The following is a 16,266-nucleotide window of genomic DNA, read 5'->3' as shown; positions in this document are numbered from 1 at the left end:
GGAGTAGCATGATGGAAGGCAAAAAAAAGGATTTATTCGCTCTAGCATCCATTCCACTAATGATGACATTAGGAAATTCTATGTTAATACCTGTATTACCCATAATCGAGAAAGAAATAAACATTACATCCTTTCAATCCAGTTTAATCATTACTGTCTATTCCGTTGTAGCAATTATATTAATTCCTTTAGCTGGCTACTTATCCGACAAAATAGGCAGGAAGAAAGTAATCATTCCTAGCTTATTATTGACAGGAATTGGCGGATTGATTGCTGCGTTTGCAGCATGGAGTATGGATGAGCCCTATTTTCTTATATTAGTTGGGCGTTTTTTACAGGGGGTGGGGGCATCAGGTGCGTTCCCAGTAGTTATCCCAACAGTTGGTGATTTATTCAAGGATGAAGAAGAGGTCAGTACTGGACTTGGCTTAATTGAGACATCGAATACGTTTGGAAAGGTTTTAAGTCCCATTATAGGTGCCGCTTTAGCTATAGCGATCTGGTATTTACCTTTTATTTTTATTCCGATATTTTCGGCAATCTCCATTATATTAGTACTATTTATGGTGAAAACACCGAAAAAAGAACAAGAATCAAATCAAACATTTTCTGAGTTTTTAGGATCTCTAAAAAAAGTCTTTCATTATAACGGCAAATGGCTTATGACAACATTTATTATTGGGAGTATCAATATGTTCGTTTTATTTGGGTTTTTGTTTCATTTGTCAACATTACTTGAGGACAGATACTTAATAGATGGTGTGAGAAAGGGGCTTTATCTTGCCATTCCGCTTTTGTTTCTTTGTCTTGCCTCTTATGGTGCCGGAAAAAAAATAGGGAAAAACAAAATAATGATGAAATGGTTAATCGCAATCGGTAATATTATTGCTGCTTGTGCCTTATTTTTTGTGAAGAGTGATGCAAGTATTGTTAGTGTTCTTTTCTTATTAACAATAGCAGGTGTTGGTATTGGTGTGTCATTACCTTGTCTTGATGCCCTTATTACAGAAGGAGTAGAAAAAGATGTTAGGGGGACGATTACCTCATTATATAGCAGTATGCGTTTTTTAGGTGTAGCGGCAGGTCCACCTATCATTGCCATTATTATGGAGAATAACTTGTCGGTTTTATATTGGTTTTTAGCAGCACTAAGCATCGTAGCCTTTCTTATTACTTTGTTTTTAATCAAACCAAGTCAAAAAGTGCAACCATCTCTTTAACAAAGGAAATCCGGACTAAAACTCCGGGTTTCCTTTAACTCATCTTCTGAAATGCTGTGTCAATACAACGAATGGTTTCTAATATATCAGCTTCTGTGTGGGCAATCGTTAAAAACCACGCTTCGTATTTTGATGGAGCCAAGTTAATACCTTGTTCTAGCATTAATTTAAAAAATTGACCGAATTTCTCTCCATCCGTTGCCTCTGCCTGAGCATAATTGGTCACTTTTTCCTTTCCGAAATAAAGGGTTAGTGCACCTTTTAATCGATTTACTGTAATATCAATGCCATATTTTTGAGCAGCTTTGTTCATTCCGTCTTCGAGTATCGCTCCTAAGTAATCAAGGCGATCATATAACCCTTTTTCACTTAAAACCTCTAAACAAGCAATTCCAGCTGATATGGATGCAGGATTACCTGCCATTGTTCCAGCTTGATAGGCTGGTCCTAATGGTGCCACCTGTTCCATTATTTCTTTTTTTCCACCATATGCACCAATTGGTAATCCACCACCTATTATTTTTCCCAGTGCTGTCATGTCTGGTTCGACTCCTACTAATTTTTGCGCAGAACCATATGTAAAACGGAAGGCCGTTATTACTTCATCATAGATAACAAGAGAACCATTTTGGTGCGCGAGCTGATTTACTTTTTCTAAAAAACCAGGGTGGGGTTCCACAATGCCGAAATTACCGACAATTGGCTCAACTAAAACAGCAGCTACTTGGTCGCCCCAATGATGGAGAGCTTCTTGAAAAGCTTCCATATCATTAAAAGGAACAGTAATGACTTCCTTTGCGGTTGCTTCTGTTACTCCAGCTGAATCGGGGTTTCCTAATGTAGATGGACCTGAACCCGCTTGGACAAGTACCGCATCAAAATGTCCATGGTAACAGCCAGCAAATTTAATTATTTTTTCACGATTTGTATAAGCTCTTGCAACTCGAATTGTTGTCATCACAGCCTCTGTTCCTGAATTGACAAAGCGAACCTTATCCATTGAAGGAATAGCAGCTTTTAGTTTTTGAGCAAAAATGTTTTCCAATTTTGTAGGAGTACCAAATAGCACGCCATTTTCTGCTGCCTTTTGAATAGCATTCGTAATATGTGGATGGGCATGACCAGTAATAATAGGCCCATATGCGCCGAGATAATCAATGTATTGATTACCGTCAACATCCCAAAAATAAGCCCCCTTTGCACGCTCCATATATACGGGAGATCCTCCACCAACTCCTTTATATGCTCGAGATGGTGAATTTACTCCACCTACTATATGTTTCTGTGCTTCTTTATGTAAAGCTTCTGAATTAGTAAACTGCATAATAAATCCCTCCATGAAAGAAAATGCATGATTAATTATAGCACTAACTACCATGAAGGGAAAAATAATCTGTTACAGGACATGTTTAATTTTGGAAATATATAAACCTCTAATAAAAAAGAAGTAAACCGCATAAATAGCTAAATAACAACTTATTAACATGACACTAGGCCATAATACAGAAGCACTTAACATATTTTGTAATGCCTTAAAAGCAAATCCTGCGTGAATCACTGCAACTGTAAAAGGGATAAAAAACAAGTAGGCAATCTCTTGAGTAATACTTGCCTTCATTTCTTTTCTCGTTAAACCAATTCGGTACAATGCTTTATATTTGCTAATGTCTTTGTCTAAATCCTGATATAATTTGAAATAGAGAATGGACCCCGCTGCTAAGAAAAATAGTACACTAATGAATAGCCCAAAGAATAAGGTGTGTGCAAGAGTTTTTTTCATCATTACATAGAAATCAGCACTTGCATCTATTTCTACTATGTCATTATTTACATGTTTCATAATCTCTACTATTTGATCTGCTTGATTGGTCCAATTAGGAACATTCATTGCTGTGTAACGATATTGTTCATTTGGATCAGCAACATTGGCGAATTCATCAAAAATTTGATCAGGTACGACGATTGTATAACGAGTGTGTATCGTTGTATTAATGACTGAAGTGATAGTATCAACATTAAGCACAGCTTGAAAATTATTTGAGCTAACGGTTAATTCCTCAGGAAAATCAGCTTCTCCAGGTAAAACGATATTAGGAAGCATAATATACATCTGATCTTCCTTTATACTCTGTTTACTTGAATATTGATTTAGATCTGCTATTTGCTGATAATCGGAAAAAGAAATTAGATCAGCCCAGTTCATTTCCCCTAGATTCTCGACCTGTGCCTGAGTTCGATTTACCGTGATGGATTGATAGTTGATGTTAGCTTGTTCAAATTTTTGTAAGACAGTATCCATTTCTTTATCCATCATGGCAATATTATCTTCACCTTTGGCTAAAAATGAAACATCTTGCGGGTAATAAGCGTTCGCTTCTGCTTCTGCACTTTTAAAAGCACCAAATAATACCCCAGAGGCAGTGAATGCTACAGCACTTAAAATGGTTACAAAAAATAATAATCTTGCATGATCCTTTAATTTATAGCTTAAGTCAGATATTGTTAGCAAATTTGTTTTATGAAAGTAAAGATTTCTCCTTCTTTTCAATAAATAAATGAATGCAACCGAAAATTGAGTAAACAACAAATATGTTCCAGGGATGATTAATAATAAGATGTAAAACATTCGATAAACGATCGTGATAAGGGTAGAGGTGGCAGCTAAATAATATGCTACTATAACTAGAGCTAATCCTAAGATACTTAATACCCAGGAGAACTTAGGAGGGCGTTTGTTCGCTTTCACTCCTCGTAATAGGTCTACTACTGCATTTGTCTTCAATGTCCAAACTACAAAAATAGAATTGAATTCAAACATCAAGAAATAACTTATGACAGTGATAATGATAGCCTTTGGTGCTATATGAAAACCTAATGTTCCTTCTAGTTCTAGTATCTTGGAAAAACCCATAATAAATAAATTTGCAAATAGCATGCCAACTAGAATTCCTGCAAGTATAGAAACAACACCAATGATCGTATTTTCTAGTATGAGCATCCGGTTTAATTTTGACTTACTAATTCCTAATGTCATTAACAAACCATACTCTTTTTTCCTTGATTTAATGAAGGCACCAGTCGAATACATAACGAACAGAAAAGAAAAACCAAATATGATGATCTCTGCTGCCATAATCCCTCTTTGGACGCCTTCCCGAAATTCATGTCCATCAATTTCAGGATGAAACATAATAACAGCATAGATAAAGAACACGGCAACAGAGAACATACAGCTAAAGAAGTAGCTCATATATTGACGTGCATTGCGCTTTACATTATTAAATGCGAATTGTCTGAAGGTCATCTGTATCACCTCCAAGCATTGATTGAACATTTAATATTTCCTGGAAAAAGGTTTGACGATTTTCCCCTTTATAGAGCTGGTTAAAAATTCTTCCATCCTTAATGAATAGTATCCTTTCACAGAAACTCGCAGCAAAAGGGTCATGTGTTACCATTAGGGTTGTTGCCTCCTGCTTTTCATTTAGAGTGGAAAGGGCCTCCATTACTTGCTTTGATGCTTTAGAATCTAAGTTTCCTGTTGGTTCATCTGCAAATATAATGGCGGGTTGATGAATAATTGCCCGGGCAATAGCAGCACGTTGCATCTGGCCTCCAGATACTTCAAAGATTCTATTTTTTAAAATCGTATCAATCCCTAGCTGTTTGGCAACTTTACTAAGTTTTTTCTCCATTTCATTTACCTTACACCCGTCAAGAGTGAGTGGTAGCATTATATTCTCTTCTATGGTTAAGGTTTCTAATAAATTGAAGTCTTGAAATATAAATCCCATTTGCTTTCTTCTGAATTTTGCGAGCTTTGTTTTGGAGAGTTTAGTAACATTCTCGTTATTAATTTCGATAGTACCTGCAGATAATCGATCAATAGTAGAGAGAACATTTAATAAGGTTGTTTTTCCGCTACCTGATGGACCCATTACCCCAACAAATTCTCCTTTTTCAATTTCAAATGAGATATTATCGATGGCCCTATGTTCAATGCCACGATTGTTTCCGTATATTTTTGAGATATTTTTTGCTTCTAATAATGGCATAGTAATCCAACCTTTCCCGCTGTAGTAATTTTATTATAAATGCAATATGTCGAGATAACCTATTCATAATCCTTTCAAAAGTAAAAAGAAACCTTACATTATTGTAAGATTTCTATGAAGCGTTAAAGGAAATGGAGATCTTAGTGCCCTTCTTAACCTCAGAATCAATGGAAACCTGATGATGTAATTCATCACAAATTTGTTTCGTTAAATAGAGTCCCATCCCAGTGGACTCTTGATAATTTCGGCCATTTTCTCCAGTGAAAAAAGGATGAAATACCTGTTTAATGTCTTGTTTAGGAATACCAATACCTTGATCTATTATGGATAAAGTATAATAACCATATTGATTGTCAGTAGAAAAGGTTATGTTAGTCTTTGTTCCACTTGCGTATTTAATGGCATTACTTGTAATTTGTCCAAGGACGAAACCTAGCCATTTTTGATCAGAATAAATATACGTATTAGATGGTATCTCTATTTTTGGATATACATGATGGCGTATAAAGCTGGATTTATACTCTTGAATGACTGTTCTGACTAGTTGATTCAGATCAATCTTTTCCACATGGAAATCTCGTTCGAACTGTTGTAATCTAGATTGGTATAAAGCAAGCTGTAACCCATTCTTCATCCGATCTAGTTCTTCTTCCATATCCTGCTTGAATGCATGGGGGAGATTTATTTGCTCATTTTCGATGGTTAAACTTATTACGGATAATGGTGTTTTCATTTGATGAACCCATTGCTGCATAAACATATTTTCCTGTTTCTTCTCCGCATGTAGCTTTTCTAACTGTTGCTTATAAGCGTGATACTGTTTCTCGTAATGCTCCTTTAATTGTCTCGTTAATTGATCTGGAGCATCTGGAAGCCATGCAGCCTCGTTCGTTTCCTTTGCGGTAAATTGATATATTTCTCGATACTTCATATAACGAAAGATATGATAGATAACTAAAAAACTGGTAGCAACAAGGAGCATATACATCAGATTTGCAGTACTAATCGCTTCAGCACTAACAGAGCTTGCCAGTCTTGCGATGATTAAAAGAATACCAACTTGCGAATAAAAGAAAAGAATGGATATGAGTTGATCCTGTACATATGCTTTCATTTATTATTCACCCATGTTTTTTCAAGTTTGTAACCCGCACCTCGTATGGTAGAAATGGCTTGATCAATCCCAAGCTCAGATAATTTTTTTCTGATACGAGTGATATTGACACTTAATGTATTGTCATCAACAAAATCTTGATCGTCCCAAAGCCTTTCCAGTAAAAATTCCCTAGAAATAATTTGATCTGGATGTGTTAAAAATGCTTGAGCTAGGAGGCATTCCTTTTTTGTTAATAGTACTTCTTTGTCTTGAAAGGAAAGAATAAACGTCGTTGTATCTAATGTAAGACCTTCAAAATCGATTACTTGAGTCGATTTTTCCGTGCGATACTCTCCATATACACGTCTTAAAATACTTTTAATTTTCGCTAATACAACTTCTAGTTGAAACGGTTTAGTAATGTAATCGTCTGCGCCATTTTCAATAGCCATTACTTGATCCATCCCGCTATCCCTTGCTGATATAAAGATGATTGGACAATTACTACGTGCACGAATTTTACGACACCAGTAAAAACCGTCGAATCGTGGTAGGTTTATATCTAATAGAACTAGATGAGGTTCCCACTGTAAAAATTCCTCTTGAATAAGATCGAAGTCGTCCACCGTTTTTATTTCATAATCATATTTAGATAAAAAATCAGCAAGAATATCTCGAATTTTTGGATCATCTTCTACTATATAAATTTTGATCAATTGTCATCACCTCTACTTGTCCATCGTAAACTAAAAGTAGGAATAAATAAAGTGAGACTGCCATCAAGGGACAGGTTTTTCCAATAATGGTTAGCTCTGTAGTTCTATTAGTTTAGAGTTAGCTGTGAAAATATAAATAGAGTGGAGATTGGTCTAGAATGATAGCAATCATTTCTGTTTTGATCATTGGGGTATTATTATGTGGGAGCTTATACGCATTTATTTTTGGAAAGGTTCATCAAAGAAGTTATTTTTCATACGAAATTTTTTATACTTTACTCGTAGTGTACTTTACTGTTCTAACATCCTTTGCATGCTTGTATTTCGTTTTGTCCTTCCACGGAGTACTCTTATTAGAAGATGGTGAGCTTAAGAGGTTATCACCGTTTGAAACATTAGCACATTCCTTTTATTTCAGTGGAGTTACTTTAATGACAGTCGGTTATGGAGATATTACGCCAATCGGTTGGGGGAGACTACTTGCTTTACTGGAGGCATTGATTGGTTACATTTTACCGCCCGCGTTTTTTGTTAAGATTTGGCAAGGAAATGATAGACGTCACAAGTAGTTTTTAGTTGAGTCTTTCTTCTAATTCCAGTACGCTAGAAGGAGTAAATTTCATTGGAGGGATTTGAAGTGACAGTAGAAGTTGGACAAGAAGTACAAGACTTTGAACTTATGAATAACAAAGGTGAAACAGTTAAGCTATCTGATTATAAAGGGAAACATGTTGTTCTTTATTTCTATCCAAAGGATGATACACCAGGCTGTACAACGGAAGCGTGTGACTTTCGCGATAATTATGAGAGCTTCCAGGATCTTGATGCCGTTATTTTAGGAGTGAGTCCAGATTCCGAAGAAAGTCATAAAAAATTTATTGATAAGCATAGTTTGCCGTTTGAACTACTCGTTGACGAAGACAAGAAGGTTGCGGAGCAATTTAATGTTTGGCAATTAAAGAATAAATTCGGTAAAGAGTATATGGGAATTGTTCGTTCCACCTTTATTATAGACAAACAAGGAATTCTTCAAAAAGAGTTTCGTAATGTACAAGTAAAGGGACATGTTGAAAAGGCATTAAGCTATATTCGTGAAGAATTAAGCTAATCCCTTCGAGCCGTAGCTTATGAAAAACCTCAATGAAGGAAACAGGAATCGAAAGCATAGATCGATTCCTGTATTTTTTTGTACGTTAAGAAAGCATAAGAGTTCTACACAGCAGAAGTTCAACGTAGCTGAAATTTTATGGTGCAAAGTATAAGCAAAACTGAGCATTCGCTAAAGGACGAGCGAAAGCAAGTTTTTCTAACAAGAAACAATTGAGCAAATCGAATTTTCCAATATAAAAGTGATTAAAGCATAAAATCAGCAATAATTCGTATACTTTTATTGACAGAAAAGACTTGAAGGGTTTACACTAATTATAAGGATTATAATTTAATAATTGTGTTAATACAGTTTATATTGTAAACTAGTTATTAATGATTAAAATAATTGTAGGAGAAAGCGAGGTGCATGGCGGGTGTCGGAACATATGTTACAAGAGGCTGTTGAAAAGCTAAAGTCATCTGGAGTTCGTATCACACCACAGCGTCATGCGGTGTTGGAATTTTTATTAAATGCAGAAATTCATCCTACTGCTGATGATATTTATAAGGCTTTAGAAGGTAAGTTTCCAAATATGAGTGTAGCTACCGTATATAATAATTTACGAGTTTTTCGAGAAATTGGTCTTGTGCGAGAGCTAACCTATGGAGATTCTTCTAGTCGCTTTGATTGTAATACTTCTAAGCATTATCATATTATATGTGAAAGCTGTGGAAAAATAGTTGATTTTCACTATCCTAGCTTGGATGAAGTGGAATCATTGGCAGAACAAATTACAGGATTTGATGTTAGCCACCACCGAATGGAAGTATATGGAGTATGTCAAGAGTGTAAAAAAGATAAAAAACAAATTGTTTAATATCAAAACACACGAGTTATTGCTCGTGTGTTTTTCTTTAGACTTAGTATTTCAACAAGGAAAACCTTCACCAATGGAAGTATCATTCTAACTTCTCTTGGAGTTGTAGCTTTCATCAAATTCTTTACCTTCTAAACTCTTATCTAATGTTAAAGGCTGCTTACAATGCATACAAGCATCCACACGTCCTAGCATTTTTGTCGGTTTTTCACAGGTTGGACAAATTATTGGAACTGCTCTTGTGGACAATAGCCCAATCCAAAAGTAAACAACTGTACTAAATACGATTGCAATCATACCAAGAATAATAAAAATAAGCATAAGCCATTCTACTTTTTTGACAAGTAAACCAATGTACATAATTCCAAAACCGATAAAAATGAGACTCAATGCAAAGGTACGTATTCGATTAATTTTATTTTTATAAGTTATATCTGCCATTTTGCTTCCTCCATGACCTAGCATAAATCAAATCTATTTTGTAGTATAGCATATTTCTACAATTTTTGTGCAAGCACTTGCTTCATCGTTTATGATGTATATAGGAAGATAAGAAGAAGGTGTTCTATGTTGGATTTAAATGTTTTTCCTCAAGCTGTAGCTTATTATTTTAAGGAATGGAAGGAATTTGAGATGCCTTTTCATCACCACGAAGCTACAGAGATTATGTATGTAATTAGTGGAAGCTGTAGGGTTGAGATAAATAATGAATGTATTGGTATGCGAAAGGGACAATATATAATTATTCAAAGCCATATTCCGCATCGCCTTGTTGTTGAGAAGAACAGACCTTGTCGAATGTTAAATTTGGAGTTTGAGTGGAGAAGTGGCGAGCAAAGACTCATTTCACTGGAAAAATTAGCGAAGCTAGATGACTCATTTCCATCTGCAATTTTATCTGAGGAACCTTTTTTTATATTAAGAGATGCTGATCATATATATTATACGTTAAGAAATTTAGTATTTGAGCTAGATAATCAATCAAACGAAAACTCTATGATGATTGATAACCTCCTTTTGCAGTTACTATTAATTATTGCTAGACAGCGTAGGGAACAAAATCATGAAGAAAATGGTAGGAACGAGAACTATGTAAAGAAGGTTATTACATATATTCACGAAAATTATGATCATGACATAACCGTGGAGCAATTAGCGAACGTGGCTCATATCCATCCGAGCTACTTACACCGAATTTTTAAACAGTCTACAGGTATGACATTACACGAATATATCTCAAGGGTTAGAATAGAAAAAGCCAAAATGTTATTAGAGAAAACAGATATTGCTGTAACGGAAATCTCTTCATATGTAGGAATTAATACAAGTCAATACTTTAGTAGTGTCTTTCGTAGAAGTACCGGATTAAGCCCATCTAATTATCGTAGACATTTTAGGGATATATAAATGCTAGGATTTTATACATTTTTCTTCTGATAAGCGATTATTTTTAAATCGCTTTCAATCAAATCGTGATAAGCTATTTTTAAACGATTTTATCAAGGAGGAAATGGTAATGACATTTAAAATTGCTCTTATCGGTGCAGGTAGTATTGGGTTTACGAGAGGACTGTTACGAGATATATTATCCGTACCAGAATTCCAGAAGATTGAGGTTGCCTTTACTGATATTAATCAAAAAAATTTAGAAATGGTTACACAGCTTTGTCAGCGAGATATTGATGAAAATGGCTTAGATATTCAAATTAAAGCAACAACTAATCGCAGGGAAGCTTTAAAGAATGCAAAATATATATTTAATGTTGTACGAATAGGTGGATTGGAAGCTTTTAAAGCTGATATTGAAATTCCATTAAAGTATGGAGTAGACCAATGTGTAGGTGATACACTAAGTGCTGGTGGAATTATGTATGGGCAACGTGGAATAGCAGAAATGTTAGAGATCTGTAAAGATATTCGTGATGTAGCAGATGCTGAGGTACTCTTATTAAACTATGCCAATCCAATGGCTATGTTAACATGGGCATGTAATCAATATGGTGGGGTTCGTACAATTGGGCTTTGTCATGGTGTGCAAAATGGGCATAAGCAAATTGCCGAGGTGTTAGGAAAGAAAAGAGAAGAAGTAGATATCATCTGTGCTGGTATTAACCATCAAACATGGTATATTCAAGTGAAAGTAGCTGGTGAGGATAAAACAGCTGAACTATTAGAAGCATTTGAAAACCATTCAGAATATAGCAAAACAGAGAAAGTAAGAATTGATATGTTAAGAAGATTTGGTTATTTTAGTACTGAATCCAATGGCCACTTAAGTGAATATTTACCATGGTATAGAAAGCGTCCAGAAGAAATTAATGACTGGATTGATTTAGGAACATGGATCAACGGGGAAACTGGTGGATATTTAAGGGTATGTACAGAAGGACGTAATTGGTTCGAGACAGATTTTCCTAATTGGTTAAAAGAGCCGGCATTTGAATTTAAGCATGAAAATAGGGGAGAGGAGCACGGTTCTTATATTTTAGAAGGATTAGAGACTGGACGTACATATAGAGGCCATTTTAATGTGGTGAATAATGGTGTTATCGGCAATCTTCCTGAAGATGCGATCATTGAGGCGCCCGGGTTTGTAGACCGAAATGGTATAAGCATGCCCGTTGTTGGCGACTTACCATTAGGACCAGCAGCAGTTTGTAATGTGAGCATTTCTGTTCAAAGATTAGCTGTAGAAGCAGCTATTCATGGTGATGATTATTTATTGCGACAAGCAATGATGATGGATCCATTAGTTGGGGCTGTTTGTAATCCAAAGGAAATTTGGCAAATGGTTGACGAAATGCTTGTATCGCAAGCGAAGTGGTTACCACAATACCGTGATGCCATTACGAAAGCAGAAATAAGATTAGCAGAAGGTCCTTTAGTACCGACAAAAGATTATCGAGGAGCAGCAAGACGAAAGGTCAAAAGTGTCGAAGAAATGGCACAAGACCGTGAAGCAGCGAGCAAAAATGCGAGCGAGGCGGACAAGGGAGACTTCTAATTAGGATATAACCTATAACGGCTATTGATGGGAAAATAGGAGGTGTTAAAAATGAAAATCATTCCTTTAGGTATATGGGGAGGTTATCCAAAAGCAAATAGTGCAACCTCTTCGTTCTTAATTGAAGATAAAGGATTTCATCTCTTATTGGATTGTGGTAGTGGAGTGTTATCCTCTCTGCAAAACTATATTTCTATAGACGAGCTTGACGCTGTCATTCTAACACATTTTCATCATGATCATGTGGCCGATATTGGTCCATTACAGTATAGTAAGTTGATACAAAGTCAATTGAACAATGATGTAAAAACATTGCCTATTTATGCCCCCAATCATGAGAAGGATTTTTTTCAAAAGCTTACATTTAATAAACATACAAAGGGAAAGGTATTAGAAGAAAATAAGGAATACGCAATAGGACCATTTGTGATCCATACGATCAAAACTACCCATCCAGCATATTGTTTAGCGATAAAGCTAACTGTAGAGGGTCAATCAGTCGTATTCACTGCAGATACAGAATGGTTTGTAGAGCTTGGTTCCTTTTCTTCTATGGTCGATTTATTAATTAGTGAATCGAATCTTTACAAGTCTTTTGAAGGTCAAATTCCCGGTCATATGAGTGGTAGACAGGCAGGCCTACTTGCAAAGGAAGCAAAGGTAAAAAAATTAATCCTAACACACCTTCCACATTTTGGTGAACTGAATCAGTTAGTTGCGGAAGCGAAACAAAATTATAAAGGAGAAGTAGAAATAGCAAAAGTGGGGAAAAGCTACTTTCTCTCCAACTAAAAAACGGGCTCTCCCAGAGCCCGTTTTCTAATGGTTATTTATTTTGCTTCATAGCCTGATGCAAAGATCGCGACAAAGAAGGTGATACATACACCTATAACTAATGTAAGACCCACGATAATCCTCCTTTTAAACGTTCGAACCATATACAATAACTTTCCACTATTATACCGAAAGATTATTGGTTTGTGAAGTTATTTTATCTTTTGGAACTTATGCTTTTAGGAAGTCTCGCTTTATCCTTTTACCGAACCCATCATACCAGCAACAAAGTGCCTTTGCATCACAAAGAAGACGATGGCTGTCGGTAATGTCGCAATAACAATTGCTGTCATAATTAAGCCATAATCAGGTGAATAACCTGCACCAAGATTTGAAATTAATAATGGAATGGTCTGGTTTTCGGGTGATTGTAATACAACCAATGGCCATAGATAATTATTCCAGCTGTTCATAAAGGCAATGATCGCAGCTGCGGCATAAGTCGTTTTCATTGTTGGTAAATAAATTCGGAAGAAGATTCCCAACTCACTGAGACCATCAATCCGTCCTGCTTCCACTAATTCCTTCGCAAACATTTTTGTGTTTTGACGAAAGAAGAAAATAAAAAACGCAGTAATAACTGTCGGTAAGATCGCAGCAGCTAATGTATCAATTCCTAGAAAAGGAACACTTGCTGATACACCACCAAAGAAACGATAGAGCGGGATCATAATTGCTGCAAATGGAATCATCATGGATAATAGTAAAATATTAAATATCATGTCCTTCCCACGTGAGCGATAAATCTCAAAACCATAGCCAGCAAGTGAACCAATTAATAGTGTCAAGAACGTAGTGATAACAGCTATAATAGTTGAGTTAATTAGCGCTGTTCCAATATCGACTGTGTTGAATAGTCCTTTAACATTTTCTATAAAATGGGTACCAGGTAACAACTTACCTTGGGTAACATCGACCGATTTATTTGTCATACTTACAAGCATCCATAAAAAAGGGAAGATGGAGATAATCGATGCGATGCTAAGAAATAAATAGGTGAATATTCGTTTTACTTTCTTCATTTTCGATCACCTGCCACTTTAAATTGAATGAAGGATAAGATCACAACTAAGATTACGATGACATAAGACACAGTAGCTGCATAACCGAAATCAGGTGTATATTCAAAGGAAAGGTTATAAATGTACATAGAAATCGATAGTGTTGCATTCCCTGGTCCACCATTTGTAATATTCATGACCTCATCAAATAATTGTAACGTACCGATTGTAGAGACGATGGATGTAAAGAGAATAATCGGCTTTAACATCGGGATGGTGATGTAGAAGAATTGTTGAATACTAGAAGCACCATCAATTCTAGCTGCTTCATACATTGATTTATCTACATTTTGAAGGGCAGATAAGTAGAAAATCATATTATAACCAGTCCATCTCCATGTAATCGCAATAATAATCGTTATTTTGGCTAGGAAAGGATCTGCTAACCAATCCAATGGCTCTGAAATAAGGGAAAGATCCATCAAAAATTTATTAACTAAACCATCAACAGCAAATAAATATTTAAAAATTACCGCATATGCAACAAGAGAGGTAACACATGGTAAGAAGATAGCTGTACGAAAAAAACCTCTAAACTTTAAAGTCGAATCATTTAATAGCACAGAAAAAATTAGTGCCAAAATAATCATTGCAGGGACTTGGACAAGCAAATAAATGAATGTATTCGTTAAAGCTGAGATAAATGTTGGATCATTAAAGAGTCTAGCATAGTTTTCAAATCCAACGAACTCAAGGTTTGCCCCCATTCCAGATTTCAGTGAAAGAATGAATGCCTGAACCATCGGATAGAAATAAAATAAACTGATTCCGAGGACAGATAATAAGATGAATAACCAACCAATGTAATTTTTTCGCAATTTATTGGAAAAACTTTTTTTATTACTCGGGTAACTAGTTCCGTGTGTAACCTGACTCATTTTCTCACTCCTCTTACCTTGGGATTAACGATGGAACCTGTAGTGAAAAGAAAGCCCTTGGTTGGGAACTATTTCTGCAGAGATTTAGCACATACCCAAGGGCTTCTTCACTCACTTATTTAAATTGTGCTTCCGCTTGAGATTGAGCATCTGCTAGTACATCCTCTAAGCTTTTACCATTTAAGTAATTCTGTATTTCTGCTGCTAGAATATCTTCAATTCCGTAAGTGTTCATTCCATAATCAACTTGAGGAATCTCTTCCATCCACTTTGAAAAATCAGAAATAAGCTGTTGACCGCCAAAAAATTCATTTTCAACCTGATATGCTTCACTTTCAGCTGCTGGAGTATATGTTCCTAATGCACCAACCTCTGTAACAAGCTCATCATAAAATTCAACATTGGAGCCAAATGTGTTGGCAAGGAATTCAGCTGCTTTTTCTTTACCATCTATATTTAACACATAGAAAGAGCTTCCACCTTGGTTAGAGGCATTAACTGTTCCTTCGATGTCCAATCTTGGTGTAGGAGCGACTGCCCATTTTCCAGCCTGTGATTCCTCCGCTTCAATACTAGGCGCAATCCAGTTTCCTGCTGGAACGGTTGCGACGTCTCCACTGTTAAATGCTGCAATATATTGTGACCAATCAGAGTTGAGTTTTACCATATCCGCTTCCATAATTGCTTTATAATTTTCTAGGGCTAATCTTAAAGGTTCATTATCTACGAGGTTAATATTCCCTTCTTCATCTGTATACCAAGCACCAGCACTTTGCATCATGACACGAAGAATTCCTAAGTCATTCGGGTCTAATGATAGAAAATTATGTCCAGTCTTTTCTTTTACTGTTTTACCAATTTCGATATATTGTTTCCAAGTTATGTTTGTAAGATCTTCCTTGGTAAATCCTGCTTCTTCCAAATAATCTGTTCGATAAAATAGTCCTGTTACCCCTGTATCAAAAGGTAATCCGTATTGTTTTCCGTCAAGACTCGTTGGTGGTAGTTTATAGCTAGCAAAATCTTCTTTGTTAAAATAGTCACCAATTGGATAAAAAGCGTCTGGATAAGACTGCAAGAAGCTTTGGGCACGTTGATCTTCAATTAAAACAATATTGGGCATACCTTTCATTGTGCCAGAACTTAAACCAGTATTTAGCTTTTGAACAATGTCGTCTTGGGCATTTTCAATAATATCTAATTCAATTCCTTCCTCACCTGAATATTTTTCTTTGGCTAATTCAAGTGCTGCAATATTAAAATTAGGATCCCAAGCCCAAGCAGTAATGGTGTTTCCATCAGATCCTCCTTCATCTGAACCGCTTTCATTCCCTCCAGAACATGCTGCTAGTGTAAGAATTAGAGCTAAGAACAAGAAAAAGAGTAATTTTTTTGATATACGTTTCACTTTATAAAACCCCCTTATAAAAATTTG

General features: G+C 35.8%; 16 protein-coding genes. 7 read left to right on the top strand and 9 right to left on the bottom strand.

The features are described 5' to 3' along the window. The first annotated feature begins 11 nt into the window (after positions 1 to 11). Positions 12 to 1,220: a bacillibactin exporter BcbE gene (bcbE, locus tag DLJ74_RS18405; protein WP_109985564.1), complete on the top strand. Its 1,209-nt coding sequence runs from the start codon at positions 12 to 14 to the stop codon at positions 1,218 to 1,220. A 34-nt stretch (positions 1,221 to 1,254) separates the two neighbouring features. Here bcbE and DLJ74_RS18400 read toward each other — a convergent pair whose 3' ends face one another. The 5 genes from DLJ74_RS18400 to DLJ74_RS18380 all read right to left on the bottom strand — a co-directional run bounded on the left by DLJ74_RS18400 (position 1,255) and on the right by DLJ74_RS18380 (position 7,087). Then, positions 1,255 to 2,544 (bottom strand): glutamate-1-semialdehyde 2,1-aminomutase, encoded by a 1,290-nt coding sequence (locus DLJ74_RS18400; RefSeq protein ID WP_109985563.1) that lies wholly within the window; start codon positions 2,542 to 2,544, stop codon positions 1,255 to 1,257. Positions 2,545 to 2,616: 72 nt separating this feature from the next. After that, on the bottom strand, positions 2,617 to 4,524 hold the full coding sequence (locus DLJ74_RS18395; protein WP_054861468.1) for an FtsX-like permease family protein: 1,908 nt from the start codon (positions 4,522 to 4,524) through the stop codon (positions 2,617 to 2,619). Beyond that, positions 4,499 to 5,275 carry an ABC transporter ATP-binding protein gene (locus tag DLJ74_RS18390; RefSeq protein WP_109985562.1) on the bottom strand — a complete coding sequence of 259 codons (777 nt, stop codon included), beginning with the start codon at positions 5,273 to 5,275 and terminating at the stop codon, positions 4,499 to 4,501. Before DLJ74_RS18390 ends, DLJ74_RS18395 begins: the two co-directional genes overlap by 26 nt. 112 nt (positions 5,276 to 5,387) lie before the next feature. Further along, the gene (locus DLJ74_RS18385; protein WP_054861469.1) at positions 5,388 to 6,389 is read right to left on the bottom strand and encodes a sensor histidine kinase; all 1,002 of its coding nucleotides are present in this window, start codon (positions 6,387 to 6,389) and stop codon (positions 5,388 to 5,390) included. After that, positions 6,386 to 7,087, bottom strand: coding sequence for a response regulator transcription factor (locus DLJ74_RS18380; RefSeq protein ID WP_054861470.1), 702 nt, complete (start codon positions 7,085 to 7,087; stop codon positions 6,386 to 6,388). Before DLJ74_RS18380 ends, DLJ74_RS18385 begins: the two co-directional genes overlap by 4 nt. A 158-nt stretch (positions 7,088 to 7,245) precedes the next feature. Here DLJ74_RS18380 and DLJ74_RS18375 point away from each other — a divergent pair, with 158 nt between their 5' ends. The 3 genes from DLJ74_RS18375 (at position 7,246) to perR (ending at position 9,054) form a co-directional block, all read left to right on the top strand. Further along, complete coding sequence (locus tag DLJ74_RS18375) at positions 7,246 to 7,656, top strand: potassium channel family protein (RefSeq protein ID WP_109985561.1); 411 nt, start codon at positions 7,246 to 7,248, stop codon at positions 7,654 to 7,656. A 68-nt stretch (positions 7,657 to 7,724) separates the two neighbouring features. Then, positions 7,725 to 8,195, top strand: a complete 471-nt coding sequence (bcp, locus tag DLJ74_RS18370) for a thioredoxin-dependent thiol peroxidase (RefSeq protein ID WP_054861482.1) — start codon at positions 7,725 to 7,727, stop codon at positions 8,193 to 8,195. Between the two features lie 427 nt (positions 8,196 to 8,622). Next, positions 8,623 to 9,054 carry a peroxide-responsive transcriptional repressor PerR gene (gene perR / locus DLJ74_RS18365; protein ID WP_425454603.1) on the top strand — a complete coding sequence of 144 codons (432 nt, stop codon included), beginning with the start codon at positions 8,623 to 8,625 and terminating at the stop codon, positions 9,052 to 9,054. Positions 9,055 to 9,141: 87 nt separating this feature from the next. Here perR and DLJ74_RS18360 read toward each other — a convergent pair whose 3' ends face one another. Then, complete coding sequence (locus DLJ74_RS18360; protein WP_109985560.1) at positions 9,142 to 9,495, bottom strand: YgzB family protein; 354 nt, start codon at positions 9,493 to 9,495, stop codon at positions 9,142 to 9,144. 126 nt (positions 9,496 to 9,621) lie between these two features. On the opposite strand from DLJ74_RS18360, the gene DLJ74_RS18355 reads away from it, so the two are divergent. From DLJ74_RS18355 to DLJ74_RS18345, 3 genes are all read left to right on the top strand, one after another. Further along, entirely contained in the window at positions 9,622 to 10,461 is an 840-nt protein-coding gene (locus DLJ74_RS18355; protein ID WP_054861473.1) for an AraC family transcriptional regulator, read from the top strand. Positions 10,462 to 10,570: 109 nt separating this feature from the next. Beyond that, on the top strand, positions 10,571 to 12,058 hold the full coding sequence (melA, locus tag DLJ74_RS18350; RefSeq protein WP_109985559.1) for an alpha-glucosidase/alpha-galactosidase: 1,488 nt from the start codon (positions 10,571 to 10,573) through the stop codon (positions 12,056 to 12,058). A 51-nt stretch (positions 12,059 to 12,109) separates the two neighbouring features. Next, a complete protein-coding gene (locus tag DLJ74_RS18345; protein WP_109985558.1) occupies positions 12,110 to 12,850 on the top strand; it encodes an MBL fold metallo-hydrolase in 741 nt (246 codons plus the stop codon). Positions 12,851 to 13,086: 236 nt separating this feature from the next. Here the strand turns inward: DLJ74_RS18345 and DLJ74_RS18340 are convergent, their stop codons facing one another. The 3 genes from DLJ74_RS18340 to DLJ74_RS18330 all read right to left on the bottom strand — a co-directional run bounded on the left by DLJ74_RS18340 (position 13,087) and on the right by DLJ74_RS18330 (position 16,239). Next, positions 13,087 to 13,914, bottom strand: coding sequence for a carbohydrate ABC transporter permease (locus DLJ74_RS18340; RefSeq protein WP_109985557.1), 828 nt, complete (start codon positions 13,912 to 13,914; stop codon positions 13,087 to 13,089). Next, on the bottom strand, positions 13,911 to 14,831 hold the full coding sequence (locus DLJ74_RS18335) for a carbohydrate ABC transporter permease (RefSeq protein ID WP_109985556.1): 921 nt from the start codon (positions 14,829 to 14,831) through the stop codon (positions 13,911 to 13,913). The genes DLJ74_RS18340 and DLJ74_RS18335 overlap by 4 nt, the downstream gene beginning before the upstream one ends. A 115-nt stretch (positions 14,832 to 14,946) precedes the next feature. Continuing rightward, the gene (locus DLJ74_RS18330) at positions 14,947 to 16,239 is read right to left on the bottom strand and encodes an ABC transporter substrate-binding protein (RefSeq protein WP_109985555.1); all 1,293 of its coding nucleotides are present in this window, start codon (positions 16,237 to 16,239) and stop codon (positions 14,947 to 14,949) included. Positions 16,240 to 16,266 lie beyond the last annotated feature (27 nt).

Origin of the sequence: Gracilibacillus dipsosauri (assembly GCF_003176895.1) — a bacterium.
Classification (GTDB): domain Bacteria; phylum Bacillota; class Bacilli; order Bacillales; family Amphibacillaceae; genus Gracilibacillus; species Gracilibacillus dipsosauri.
The sequence above is the reverse complement of the archived record's forward strand: the minus strand, read 5'-3'. Positions and strand labels throughout refer to the sequence as shown.

Bases quoted from the DNA above. Each gene is read 5' to 3' on its own strand.
- DLJ74_RS18375 (WP_109985561.1), top strand. From the start codon at position 7,246: ATGATAGCAATCATTTCTGTTTTGATCATTGGGGTATTATTATGTGGG.
- DLJ74_RS18345 (WP_109985558.1), top strand. From the start codon at position 12,110: ATGAAAATCATTCCTTTAGGTATATGGGGAGGTTATCCAAAAGCAAAT.
- DLJ74_RS18355 (WP_054861473.1), top strand. From the start codon at position 9,622: ATGTTGGATTTAAATGTTTTTCCTCAAGCTGTAGCTTATTATTTTAAG.
- DLJ74_RS18390 (WP_109985562.1), bottom strand. From the start codon at position 5,275: ATGCCATTATTAGAAGCAAAAAATATCTCAAAAATATACGGAAACAAT.
- perR (WP_425454603.1), top strand. From the start codon at position 8,623: ATGTTACAAGAGGCTGTTGAAAAGCTAAAGTCATCTGGAGTTCGTATC.
- DLJ74_RS18340 (WP_109985557.1), bottom strand. From the start codon at position 13,914: ATGAAGAAAGTAAAACGAATATTCACCTATTTATTTCTTAGCATCGCA.
- DLJ74_RS18400 (WP_109985563.1), bottom strand. From the start codon at position 2,544: ATGCAGTTTACTAATTCAGAAGCTTTACATAAAGAAGCACAGAAACAT.
- bcbE (WP_109985564.1), top strand. From the start codon at position 12: ATGGAAGGCAAAAAAAAGGATTTATTCGCTCTAGCATCCATTCCACTA.
- DLJ74_RS18395 (WP_054861468.1), bottom strand. From the start codon at position 4,524: ATGACCTTCAGACAATTCGCATTTAATAATGTAAAGCGCAATGCACGT.
- DLJ74_RS18360 (WP_109985560.1), bottom strand. From the start codon at position 9,495: ATGGCAGATATAACTTATAAAAATAAAATTAATCGAATACGTACCTTT.
- DLJ74_RS18335 (WP_109985556.1), bottom strand. From the start codon at position 14,831: ATGAGTCAGGTTACACACGGAACTAGTTACCCGAGTAATAAAAAAAGT.
- DLJ74_RS18385 (WP_054861469.1), bottom strand. From the start codon at position 6,389: ATGAAAGCATATGTACAGGATCAACTCATATCCATTCTTTTCTTTTAT.
- melA (WP_109985559.1), top strand. From the start codon at position 10,571: ATGACATTTAAAATTGCTCTTATCGGTGCAGGTAGTATTGGGTTTACG.